This window comes from Deltaproteobacteria bacterium (genome assembly GCA_020845895.1).
GTDB lineage: Bacteria > Lernaellota > Lernaellaia > JACKCT01 > JACKCT01 > JADLEX01.
Genome location: JADLEX010000043.1, coordinates 1 through 11,726, shown reverse-complemented (window position 1 = coordinate 11,726; position 11,726 = coordinate 1). Strand labels below are relative to the sequence as shown.

The window sequence follows — 11,726 nt, the reverse complement described above, 5'->3', positions numbered from 1 at the left end:
GGTATCGTCCCTTCACGGCGGTCCTCCTTGGAAAAGGTCGTCCAGGTCTCGCAACCCGGACGGTAGGCAACCGCCGTTCCCTTTTCAACTTTCAACGGAATCCGGGACAGGCTCGGTGATTCGCAAGGAGTCCGAATCGGGCGCGACGAGGTAAGCGGACGCTGCGGTAAACTGAATCGCGTAATCGTCGCCGCCCGTGTCATCGTCCGCTGCGTCATCATCGTCCGCTGCGTCATCGTCGTCCGCTGCGTCATCGTCGTCCGCTGCGTCATCGTCGTCCGCTGCGTTATCGTCGTCCGGGGAGTCATCGTCTGACACATCGTCATCTTCGGTGTCGTCTTCGGCGTCGTCATCGTCGTTTACCGACGCGCAGGCATATAGACAAAGCGTTGTCGCAATCACGGAGACCGACAAGAGCCGCACGACGGACTTATTCATGGGTATGCTCCATTTTGAGCGGTCGTTTCGTGCAATCCCGGCAAGCAATCTCGCGCCGCTGCACGTCATTCGGGGTCGTGAATTCGCTCGCCCCATCTTAGCACCCAAGCGCGTCGATTGCCAACCGGCGACTTCATGCGAACAAACGCCCCCCTTTAGATGTCCCCCGGACGCTCAGGGCGCGCACCCCCACCCCTTAATAACGACCCGAGTTGACAGTGCGGTCGCGGTAAGGACCTCTCGCAAATGGTCGGCATTTTGAACCCTGTAGGGCACAGCTGGTAAATAGGGTGCGCGGGCGGGCGGAAAGTAGGGGCGCCCCCGGAACCTAAGAAAACCATAGTGTCTAGTCTAAAAGGGCCACGGCATCGAAACACGCGGGCCGACAAAGGCGGCGAAAGGGTAAGGGGCTCTCTTTTAAGCGGACCCGGAAAATCCGCCAAGCGATAATGGTGAGAGCGCCGACTGAGACAGCACCTTGAGCCTACCCTGAGCATACCCTGAGCATGCCGTGATCGTCCGTAGTGTATGGCGTTATATTAGAGCGTCCGACAGGTGGACTCGGGCGGTCCCCGTGTCAGTCCGACAGGTGGACCGACAGGGCATTCGGGGTCATCGTCCGAGTTCGACAGGTGGACCGACAGGGCGGTTTCCGAGTCCGACCGGTGGACCGGGAAATTGCCGCCCGCGCGAGACTTCGACGGCGCGCGTTTCGGATTCACGCCGGGCTTCCACCGACCGTCGGCGTCGAAACAGGCTTTCCAGTTGGCCGAAACTTCCGGCGACTCCAGAATGAATCGACCGGGCCGGTCGGGGTCATACTTCGCCCAACGAAACGACACCCGGTAATGCGACTTCCGATAGCGCCCGTCGCGAAACGCGCCGCCGTCGGCGACCTCGAACAATCCCAAGCGGATGACCGTGAACAGACCGCGCGCGGTGTCTTCTCTTCGCATTAGCACCGGGCCGTCTGAGTATCCCCACGGCACGTCCTCGTGCCCAGCGGTTCGGAGCTTGTTCTTGACGGAAAAGGAAATGTTCGCGTAAACGGTCATGGCTTCTGAGGTCATCTCGCGCATGATCGGCGACCGACCGATCTCCGGCGTCCCAAGTCCCCAGAACCACGCGCTCGACTTTTTAATGTCACGTCCCATCGTCAAACCCCCGCCGCGAACGGGGGTTTTTCGTTCATGGCGCGCGGGGGCAAGGGAGCACCACCGGCGCACGCAGTCGGCGGCGAAACACCCTGTTTTTCGCAGGACACAGGTTTGGGACAGTGGCCGAAACGAAACGGCCACAGGGCGCACTTCGTGACGGGGCATCGGCGCACTTCACCTCGTTGCCCACCGCTGCAATCGAGACACTTCTCGCGGATCACCCGCAAGGGCGTGAGCTTTTTCATGAGGCCCCCCGGTCAGTGTTCGGGGGTTTCGGGGGCGACCGCGCCGACGCGCACGCGCCGATCGTCAATCCACCGCGCCAACTCGTCCGCGTCGAACCGAACGTCGCGCCCGGAGAGGCGAACATGCGGGATCTCGCGTCGCGATACCTTTGAGTACAACGTGGGAAGCTTCATTTTCAAAATTGCGCAAGCTTCGGAGTAGGTCAAGAGAGTCGGCATTTCGTGAATGCTCCTATTCGACACGCTATTAGCTCCATTTGATGGTGTCCGTCGACGAATAGGGATTTTGATTCTACAAAATCAATTCCAATTTGTCAATCTGTGGTTTGTTGGCGGGGATTCGGATCAATATGTGGTGAATTGCAACAGGCTGGAAAATGGCCTCAGCCAGACGGAAATCCCGTGTTCGGCCATTTTTCGGCCACGCCATTTCCGGTCGGGGGCTTCGGCCATTTTCGGACACAGGACGCGCAAAAGCCGCATGAACAGGGCGTCTGGACAAGATGCCGAACAAGCTGTATCAGGTACTTAGCACTTTGACAAAGCGGAAAAACGGATTCCTAATCCGGGGGTCGCAGGTTCAAATCCTGCCGGGGGCATTTTTCGAACACGATGTCCCGGGTGCTCGCCTCGCGCGAGTGCGGAGGTTCTCATGCGTCTTCGCGTTCTCGGATGCTATGGCCGTCTGACACCGAGCCATCGATCGACCGGATTTCTCCTGAACGACGACGCTCTGCTCGACGCGGGAACGGTCAATTCGGCGCTCGACGTTTCCGCGATGGAGCGCCTTCAAGTTCTGTTTCTCTCGCACGCGCACGTCGACCACGTGAAGGAATTGCCGTTTCTGCTCATGGAACGTGCCAACAAGAGGCTGCCAAGCCTCATCCTCGCGGCGATTCCCGGCGTGATCGACGCGGTGCGCCGCCACCTGCTGAACGGCGTCCTCTGGCCCGACTTCACCATGATCGGAGATCCGCCCGCGCTGGTCTATCACGAGCTACCCATCGCAAAGGCCGCGAGTGTCGGCGGATACGAGGTCACGGCGGTGCCCGTGCATCACACGGTTCCGTGCGCGGGGTTTTATTTGCGCTGGGACGGCGAAGGGTTCGTCTATACCGGCGACACCGCGACAACGGACGCGATCTGGCACGTCGTCAAACGCCATGACGACATCCGAACCGTGCTCGTGGAAACGACGTTTGCCGATGCGGGGGAGGCCGCAGCGCGAATCACAGGGCATTATTGCCCAAAAACGCTCGCCGCGGACGTTGCGAAGGCCGAGCGCGCCCCCCGGCTCCTCATCACGCACATGCGCCCGGAACTGTGCGGCGCCATCGCGTCGGATCTGGCGAAGGCCGGCCTCGACGCGCGTCTGGTGGAACAGGACCTTGAGTACGACCTCGGTTGAGCGAGGCCCGTCGCGCGACGCACGCCGGAAAATCACGGAAAACGCGACTTCCGATTGCCCGACCCGCGTGTTTCTCCTAAAATCGAATCGTCAGGACATCGCTGCAAGTGCTCATGGAGGTCCCAGATGGGCTTTTTTCAGCTGGACGAAGTGATCGACGCGTTCCGAAACGGAAAATTGGAAGACTACTGTGACTCCATGTCGCAAAACGACCTTGTTCTGCTCAAGCACGAGATCACCGGCTTCGCGGCCAAGCACGGCCACGAACTGGAGATGGACGTTCTTCTCGAGCGGTTGGACGAAATGATGGCCGCCAAATAGGGCCCCGGCACCTCCGGGCCGCCGGTGCGGTCGTTTCCATGACATCGCAAAATCCCGTGAAAAAACCTCGGGCGCTCACCGTCGGCGACGAAATTGTCCTCGTCGCGCCGGCCGGTCCTTTCGACGCGTCGCATTTCGAGCAGGGCGTTGCACGGCTGCGCGACTGGGGTTTTCAACCCGTTTGGCGGGACGACATATTCGAGCGCGACGGTTACCTCGCGGGTTGCGATCAACGCCGCCTCGCCGAGTTGCAGACCGCCCTCGACGGCGATGCGCCGTGCGTGTGGTGTGTACGCGGCGGTTACGGGACGATTCGGCTGATCGACCGGCTCGACGTGTCCCATTTCTCCCGCCGCCCGAAGCTCCTGATCGGATTTTCCGACATCACCATCCTCGCGTGGGATCTCTGGCGCCGGGCGGGTGTATCGCAGATCCACGGTCCGATGGTCGCCGGAGAGCAGTTCCAAATCGCGGATTCCGGTCGCGACGAGTGGTACCTGCGTTTACTCCGGGAACCTTCCGCACCGGGCTTTGCGCCGCTGGGCGAGTGCGTGTGCGTGACGCCGGGTAGGGTGACGGGAAGGTTGTTTCCGGGCAACCTGACCTTGATCGTTCATTTGGTGGCGGCCGGTCGCTGCCCCGATCTATCCGGGGCGATTCCGGTCATCGAAGACGTCGGTGAAGCACCGTATCGCGTGGATCGCATGCTCGTCACATTGCGTCTTTCGGGCGCTCTGAACGGTGTCGCGGGGATCGTCTTCGGCGAATTCGGCGGCGTCGGTGAAGCCACAATTCGGCAACTCGCCACGGAGACATCCGACGCACTGGGACGGATTCCGTGCGCGATCGGCGCGCGGTTCGGACACGGCGCGCGCAACACCGCGTTGCCGATCGGCACGCTCGCGACGCTCGACGCGACGCAGGGAACGCTCGATCTCCTGGAATCCCCCGTATGCTGAAAAAAGCCACGCGCACGCTGAATGAGGCGGTCCGCGACCGGGCTTTTCCCGGCGGGCAGCTCGGGATTCTCACCGACGACGAGTCGCGCGTGATCGTCGCGGGAAACCTGTCGTACACGCCGACGTCATTCACCGTGACGGAAGACACGATCTACGACCTGGCGAGCGTGACCAAGATTGTCGCCACGACCGCCGTCGCGATGATCTTCGCCCAGCAAGAGCGCTTCGGACTCGACGATGCGCTCGGGGAATATTTCGCGGATATCCCCGACGCACGCGTGGCGCGCGCAACATGGCGTCAGTTGCTGTCGCACTCCGCGGGGCTTCCCGCGTGGCGCGCGTTTTTCGAAGAGATCCCGGAGGAGTCCGTGGGTTCACCTTCCGCCAAACGGCGGATCTTCGAACTGCTGCGCGACACGGCCTCTGTTTACGAACCGGGGACGTCGGCGATCTATTCCGATCTCGACATGATGTGGATCGGATTTCTACTCGAGAAAATCGGCGGCGCCCCGCTCGACGATTTGTGTGAGCGCTTCGTCTTCGAGCCGCTCGGCATGGCGCTGTGCGCGTATCGACCGCTCGACAAGCTCCCGAATGCATTTCCCTCTCCGACGCGGCGCTGCGCGTGGCGTCGCCGCGTGATGGTGGGAGAGGCGGATGACCAGAATACGTTCGCGGCGGGCGGGGTGCTGGCGCAGGCGGGCGTTTTTGCGAACGCTGAATCGCTGCTGAGGTTCGCACGCGAGTTGCTGCGCGCGCTGACCGGCGACGGCGAGATTTTCGACGAAGAAACCGTGCGCGCGTTTCTATCGCTCGCCTTTCCCGGAGGGGAGTTTTCGTTCCGGCTCGGATTCGACGGCAAGTCCGCGGCCGGATCGCTGCTGCCCGAGACGTTCGGACCCAACACATTCGGTCACTGGGGATTCACGGGCACCGGGCTATGGATCGATCCGGACCGGCGAGTGGCCGTCGCGCTGCTCGCCAATCGTGTTCACCCCGATGTGGAAAACGACCGAATTCAGTTCTGGCGACCGCGCATTTTCAAGGCCGCGCTGGCGGAAATATGAATCGATGCACATTCATCTGATCGCAATCTGCGGGACGGGGATGGGGTCGCTCGCGGGCATTCTGAAGGCCGCGGGGCACCACGTCACGGGCAGCGACGCCAATGTATACCCGCCCATGTCCACGTATCTGGCGGGGCAGGGGATTCCCATCTTCAACGGCTACGAACCGGTGCATCTGGAGCCGCGTCCCGACCTCGTGGTGGTCGGCAACGCCATTCGCCGCGACAACCCCGAAGCCCGCGCGGCCATCGACGGCGGTATCGAATACACGAGCTTCCCCGGCGCGCTGCGTCGATTCTTTCTCGACGACCGCACAACCGTCGCCGTGACCGGGACACACGGCAAGACGACGACCACGGCGATGGTCGCGTGGATATTCACGCACGCCGGTCTCGATCCGTCGTTTCTCGTCGGCGGCGTCGCGCGAAATCTCGGCTCCCCGGTGCGTCTCGGCGCCGGTCGCCATTTCATCGTCGAGGGCGACGAATACGACACGGCGTTTTTCGACAAGGTGCCCAAATTCGTGCGCTACCGGCCCGACCACGCGATTCTTGCGAATATTGAATTCGATCACGCGGACATCTATCCAGACCTCGACGCCGTCAAACGCGCGTTCGCCATGCTGGTGGATGGGATGCCGAAAGACGGGACCCTGATCGCGGGCATCGACTGCCCGAATGTGCGTGAACGGATCGCGAGCGCTCCATGCCCGGTCGTCACGTACGCGATCGATCGAGAGGCGGACTATCGCGCGCTGGACATCCGCGAGGATTCGGGCCGCGTCGTGTTCGACATCGACACGCCCGATGGACGTGTGGGCAACCTCGAAGTCTCCATGCCCGGTCGGCACAACGCCCTCAACGCGCTCGCGGCGTTCGCTATGTCGCGCGTGCTGGACCTCGGCCCGGACGCCATTCGTGCGGGGCTCGCGAGTTTCGAGGGCGTCAAACGGCGTCAGGAGATCCGGGGCGAGGAGGCGGGCGTCGTCGTCATCGATGACTTCGCCCATCATCCCACGGCTGTTCGGGTGACGCTCGAGGCGCTGCGTTCCCGCTGGGACGGACGACGGCTCATCGTGCTGTTCGAGCCGCGCACGAACACCAGCCGCCGCGCCTATTTTCAGGAACTCTACGCATCAGCTTTCGATGCCGCGAGCGCGGTTGTCATCGCGCCCGTATTCGGAGCGGAGGCGCTCACGGAATCGGAGCGCTTCGATGCGCGTAGACTCGCGCGCGACCTTCGCAAGCGCGGGATCGACGCGTGCGATACGGCGACCTACGATGAGACGTTGGACGTGGCGATGAAGCGACTGCGGCCCGGCGACGTGGCTGTATTGATGAGCAACGGAGGATTCGGCGGCATGCACGAACGGCTGCTCGACGCGCTGCGCGAACGGAACGCGAACCCGTGAATCTCCCCGCCATCCGGCCCACCGAAACCTATGTCGTCGTGCCCGCGACGGACGACGGCATCGCATGCGCCATGGTGCTGGGTCGCCGGAATCCGAAACCGGCGAAGATCTGGTGCGTGCCGCCGTTTTCGCTGGCCTCGTTTTTCGAGTTCCCCGCGTGGCATCGGGTCCGCGCCGGAGCTAACCTGCTCATCGTGGGCTTCAACCGTTCCGGTGACATCGCCGATGCGATTCTTCGCGCTCCCGCGCCGCAAATCGAATGGTGGACTCATCATTTCTGGGACGCGGCGGGCGAACGCGACATGGCGTCGGCAAACGTGAAGCTCCTTCGCAACTCGGACTTCCCGACCACATGCGCATGGTTGATGCACAAACACGGCATCGGCGATGCCGAGTCGCGCGAGATCGCCGCGACGATGGCGCTGGGGCGAATGCCCGGCGAACGGCTGAGTCCTTGGTTTTTCGTTTCGCTCGCGGTGCGTTCCGAGCCGCCTCAGGTTGAGCGGGCGCTCGCGAACTTTCTCACGGATGACGGGCCACCCACCGACACCTGGAGAACGCAAGGGGAAGCCGTCTGGGAGTCGCTTTCCGTGTCGTTCGAAACGGCGAATCGCTGGAGCTTCGCGTCGGCGAGGGAAGGGCGGGCGAGCGTTCTGCCCATTCCCCGGTCGATGATATCGCAGCTTCCGGTGCTGGCCGAGATCGTGTGGGAGCGGAGCGGGGACGACTGGATCGTGCTCGTCATCGACCGCGAGGAGCACGTGATATTGCGGCTCAACCCGCGCCTCGGCGCGGAGCCGATGCGGGCGGCGAGGCTGGTGGACGAGGCCGTCGGCGCGCATGCGACCCGGCTCTTCGACCGTCTCACGCTGCTCGTCGATACCGCGCGACTCGGTCCGATCGGCACCGTGGAAGCCCTCGCGAAAAACGCGCATCTTCTGGACTTCGCCGCATCTGACTGTTAGATACGCCGCTGGCGTGGAAACGACCGAGGGATATTGTATGATTCGCGGATCGATTGCGAATGCGCCGCGATGACCGCGCGGGAACGATAGCGGACGAAACCATGACGGACCTGAATCAAAAACCTGCGGGCGACGAGATCTGCAAGGGCACGTTCTGGGAAGAACTCCAGCACCGCCGGGAGATTCCGCGCCTCGTCGACGTACTCCTCGCGAGCTTCTCGCGCGAAAAGCCCATGGCGCATCTCGACAAGTCGGCCATGCCCGACGTCCCGTCGATCGTGCGCATCCTCGAGGTTCTGCAGTCGCTGATTTTTCCGGGCTATTTCGGACGCTACGAGATCGAGCGCCACAACCTCGTCTATTTTCTCGGCGAACTGACCATCAAGGTTTTCGACGAGCTCTCCACGCAGATCGCCCGCGCCCAGCGAAACACGGCCATGACGAACGGCGACATGAACGGCGATGCGGATTTCGACGAGCAGGGCCGCGTCATGACGATCCGGTTTCTGGAAAAACTCCCCCAGATCCGCAGGCTGCTGGCGATGGACGTGCAGGCCGCCTTCGAGGGGGACCCCGCCGCGAAGGGTTTCGACGAGATCATCTTCAGCTACCCGGGTCTCAAGGCGGTCACGGTTTATCGCATCGCGCACGCGCTGCACGTGCTCGAAACACCGCTCATCCCGCGCATCATGACCGAGTGGGCGCACAAGGAAACGGGCATCGACATCCACCCCGGCGCGACGATCGGCGAGGGTTTCTTCATCGATCACGGAACCGGCGTGGTCATCGGCGAAACGACGCACATCGGCCGCAACGTGCAGATCTATCAGGGTGTGACGCTCGGCGCGCTGCGTTTTCCGAAGGACGAAAACGGGAATCTCCTGCGCGGCGTGAAACGCCATCCCACCATCGAGGATAACGTCACGATTTACGCGCACGCCACGATCCTCGGCGGCGACACGGTGATCGGGCAGGGGGCCGTCGTCGGCGGCAACGTGTGGCTCACGCGTTCGGTTCCGCCGGGGGCGAAGGTCGTCATCGAGATGCCGCAGATCCGTCTGCAGGAAGACGCGAAAGACGGCGGGTACATGATCGACTACTGCATCTGACAGACCGGACCGGACGCTTCATGAAAAAAGCCGCCATCATCATTCTGGTCGCCGCCGCGGTGGTGACGCTGTTGGCCCTCGCCAATCGCGAGACATATTTTTCGGAAGACAAGTTGCGAAGGATCGCCGGTGACGCGGGGACGCTTATTCGTCTGGCGCAGGCGGACCCGGTCGATTTCGCGACGTTTACGGCGACGTACGACGAAGGACCGCGCGCGTTGGCGAAGTGGGTCGATGCCAAGCTCGACATCGAGATGGACGACAAAATCACGACGTCGCTCAAAGCCGCCGACACGGGGGCCTATCCGCGCATCAACGCGCAGATCGCGGCGCTCACGGTGACGCGCGTCCTGCGGGAATACTTTCAGATTCAGGCGCGGCTCGAAACCGGCGACGAAACACGGATGCGCATGCGATGGGCCGTCGCGGGAATGATACCTGCGCTGGACGGCGCTGCGCCCTCGGGTATCGCCGAGCCGGATGTCTACACGACGCTGCGCGATTTCGCCGAGGCGAAGTCGAACGGCGCGAACTCGGACGCGATCGCCAAGGCGATCAAGATCGCCGTCGCCGCCGCTTGGATCGCCGAGGTACGCGGCATCGAGCGCGCGCGCGAGGCAAATCTCCCGAACGCATTGATCCACGCGGTGCGTGCGCTGCAATTCATGCACATCCTCTACGAGGACTACTCACCGACGCATCGCGAGGACGCCGTGTTCATCTACGGCGAATTGCAGAAAGATCCGCGCGAGATGGACCTCGCGGAACTCCGTGTGCGGATGGGAAGGGTGCTGACGACCGTCGCGCCGTCGATTTCGACGACCGCGCTCGACGCGCCGCAAGGCGCGCCGACTGATGGTCAGACGACGAATTGACGCCGTGCTGACCTGCGTGATGCTCGTCGTGGCGACGAGCGTCCTGGCGGACGAATCCCTGCAAACCGGCGTGATCGGCGACGGCGCGGACGCCGCTCGTTACGTCATTCTCGATCCCAAGGCTTTCGACTTTCGCGTCGTTTATACGAATCCGCCGAAATCCGTTCAGGAACAGCATCGCGCCGCGAAGGCGGTCATGACCGTCAACGGCGGTTACTGGACCGCGGAATACAGACCGACCGATCTGCTGGTGAGCGACGGAATACCGATCGGCGCGTACAACCGACAGGCGTCCTTCAAGGGCTTGTTCGCCGTGCTAGGCGGACGCGCCGAGGTGCGCGATCTGGCGAAGCGTCCGTGGAACGCGTCGGAATCGTTCGAACAGGCCGCGCGCTGCGGTCCGGTCGTCATTCGCGGTGGAGCGATCGTCTCATCCAAGTCCGTGACGCGGCATCGCCGAACCGTGATCGGCCGAACGCACGACGGACGCCTCTTTTTCGTCGTTTCGGGGCGGCAGTTCTGGACGTATGACGAATCAGCCGCGATCTGCCTGCGGGAACCCATCGCAGCCCAGTTCGCGTTTCAACTCGACGGGGGCGGGTCCACGGGTCTCGCGGTTGACGACGGCGAGCAGCACATCGCGGTGGGTTCCGTGCCGGTGGGCTCCCACATTCAGGCGTTTCGTAAAACCCGGATCAATCCGTAATTTGACATAATATAGATTATGACTATTGAAGGTCGATCGGGACCCCAGGAATTGATGCCCGGCCCTTCGCGAAATCCCGTGCGTCAGAAATGAATCAGGCTGTGGATCGGAACGCCGTCGAGTTTCGCACGACCGTTCAGAAAATCGAGCTCGATCACGAACGCGCACTCCTCGATTGCGCCGCCCATGTCGCGAACGAGTCCCGCCACCGCGCGTACGGTTCCGCCGGTCGCAAGCAGATCGTCGACGATCACGACGCGCTGACCTGGGCTCACGGCGTCCTCGTGGATCTCCAGCGTATCGGTGCCGTATTCCAGCTCGTAGCTCGCCGAGCGCGTTTTGTACGGCAGCTTCTTCGGTTTGCGAACCGGGACGAATCCCACCCCGAGTTCGTACGCCAGCGCCGCGCCGAAGATGAAACCTCGGGCTTCGATGGCGACAACGCGTTCGATGTTTCGGTCGCGATAGCGATCGGCCAGCGCGCGAACGGTGCGGCGAAACGCGTCGGCGTCGGACAGCAAGGTCGTGATGTCCTTGAAAAGGATTCCGGGTTTCGGAAAATTGGGGATATCACGAATGCGATCGGCCAAGTCTTGCATGGTCGGTTCTCCCGGGATTTCAGTTCGGCAGCAACGTCAGAGGATCGATCGTCGCGAGTTTGTGCCGGATCTCGAAATGCAGGTGCGGGACGGTGGCGCGGCCGGTGTCGCCGACCTCGGCGATGACCTGCCCCTGCTTCACCTTGTCGCCCTTTTTCACGAGATTCACGCGGTTATGCGCGTAAACGGTCATGTATTCCCCGGCGTGCTGAACCGCGACCATGTTGCCGAACCCCGCGAGCGGTGTTCCGCTGACGATGACTTCGCCGTCCGCGGCCGCGACGATCTTCGTTCCCGCCGCCGCCGAAATATCGAGCCCTTCGTTCAGGCGTCCGTCCGGTCCCTTGCCGAACTTGCGCAGCACTTCGCCCTTGGTCGGCCAGATGAATTGGCGCCGTCCGTCGGAACTCTTGACCGGAGCAACCACTGCGGGTGTCGGCTGCGCGGGAGCGATCTTCGTCGTCTT

14 protein-coding genes are annotated in these 11,726 nt (G+C 62.6%); 9 read left to right on the top strand and 5 right to left on the bottom strand.

Annotated elements, in window-relative coordinates:
• Window positions 1–84: 84 nt before the first annotated feature.
• The 3 genes from IT350_05290 to IT350_05280 all read right to left on the bottom strand — a co-directional run bounded on the left by IT350_05290 (window position 85) and on the right by IT350_05280 (window position 2,059).
• Complete coding sequence (locus tag IT350_05290) at window positions 85–438, bottom strand: hypothetical protein (protein MCC6157447.1); 354 nt, start codon at window positions 436–438, stop codon at window positions 85–87.
• Window positions 439–977: 539 nt separating this feature from the next.
• On the bottom strand, window positions 978–1,592 hold the full coding sequence (locus IT350_05285) for a hypothetical protein (protein MCC6157446.1): 615 nt from the start codon (window positions 1,590–1,592) through the stop codon (window positions 978–980).
• Window positions 1,593–1,852: 260 nt separating this feature from the next.
• A complete protein-coding gene (locus tag IT350_05280; protein ID MCC6157445.1) occupies window positions 1,853–2,059 on the bottom strand; it encodes a helix-turn-helix domain-containing protein in 207 nt (68 codons plus the stop codon).
• 433 nt (window positions 2,060–2,492) lie between these two features.
• Here IT350_05280 and IT350_05275 point away from each other — a divergent pair, with 433 nt between their 5' ends.
• The 9 genes from IT350_05275 to IT350_05235 all read left to right on the top strand — a co-directional run bounded on the left by IT350_05275 (window position 2,493) and on the right by IT350_05235 (window position 10,661).
• Entirely contained in the window at window positions 2,493–3,248 is a 756-nt protein-coding gene (locus IT350_05275; protein MCC6157444.1) for a 3',5'-cyclic-nucleotide phosphodiesterase, read from the top strand.
• 126 nt (window positions 3,249–3,374) lie between these two features.
• Entirely contained in the window at window positions 3,375–3,569 is a 195-nt protein-coding gene (locus IT350_05270; protein MCC6157443.1) for a hypothetical protein, read from the top strand.
• 56 nt (window positions 3,570–3,625) lie between these two features.
• Window positions 3,626–4,528 (top strand): LD-carboxypeptidase, encoded by a 903-nt coding sequence (locus IT350_05265; GenBank protein ID MCC6157442.1) that lies wholly within the window; start codon window positions 3,626–3,628, stop codon window positions 4,526–4,528.
• The gene (locus tag IT350_05260) at window positions 4,522–5,595 is read left to right on the top strand and encodes a beta-lactamase family protein (protein MCC6157441.1); all 1,074 of its coding nucleotides are present in this window, start codon (window positions 4,522–4,524) and stop codon (window positions 5,593–5,595) included. Before IT350_05265 ends, IT350_05260 begins: the two co-directional genes overlap by 7 nt.
• Entirely contained in the window at window positions 5,528–7,006 is a 1,479-nt protein-coding gene (gene mpl, locus IT350_05255; GenBank protein MCC6157440.1) for a UDP-N-acetylmuramate:L-alanyl-gamma-D-glutamyl-meso-diaminopimelate ligase, read from the top strand. The genes IT350_05260 and mpl overlap by 68 nt, the downstream gene beginning before the upstream one ends.
• Entirely contained in the window at window positions 7,003–7,971 is a 969-nt protein-coding gene (locus IT350_05250) for a hypothetical protein (protein ID MCC6157439.1), read from the top strand. The genes mpl and IT350_05250 overlap by 4 nt, the downstream gene beginning before the upstream one ends.
• Window positions 7,972–8,072: 101 nt before the next feature.
• Complete coding sequence (locus IT350_05245; protein ID MCC6157438.1) at window positions 8,073–9,080, top strand: serine acetyltransferase; 1,008 nt, start codon at window positions 8,073–8,075, stop codon at window positions 9,078–9,080.
• A 20-nt stretch (window positions 9,081–9,100) separates the two neighbouring features.
• Window positions 9,101–9,955: a hypothetical protein gene (locus IT350_05240; GenBank protein ID MCC6157437.1), complete on the top strand. Its 855-nt coding sequence runs from the start codon at window positions 9,101–9,103 to the stop codon at window positions 9,953–9,955.
• Window positions 9,936–10,661, top strand: a complete 726-nt coding sequence (locus IT350_05235) for a phosphodiester glycosidase family protein (protein MCC6157436.1) — start codon at window positions 9,936–9,938, stop codon at window positions 10,659–10,661. Before IT350_05240 ends, IT350_05235 begins: the two co-directional genes overlap by 20 nt.
• Before the next feature lie 83 nt (window positions 10,662–10,744).
• Here IT350_05235 and IT350_05230 read toward each other — a convergent pair whose 3' ends face one another.
• Together IT350_05230 and IT350_05225 are read right to left on the bottom strand one after the other, a co-directional pair.
• Window positions 10,745–11,260, bottom strand: a complete 516-nt coding sequence (locus IT350_05230) for an adenine phosphoribosyltransferase (GenBank protein ID MCC6157435.1) — start codon at window positions 11,258–11,260, stop codon at window positions 10,745–10,747.
• Between the two features lie 19 nt (window positions 11,261–11,279).
• A partial coding sequence (locus IT350_05225) for a M23 family metallopeptidase (protein ID MCC6157434.1) occupies window positions 11,280–11,726 on the bottom strand: 447 nt, incomplete at its 5' end.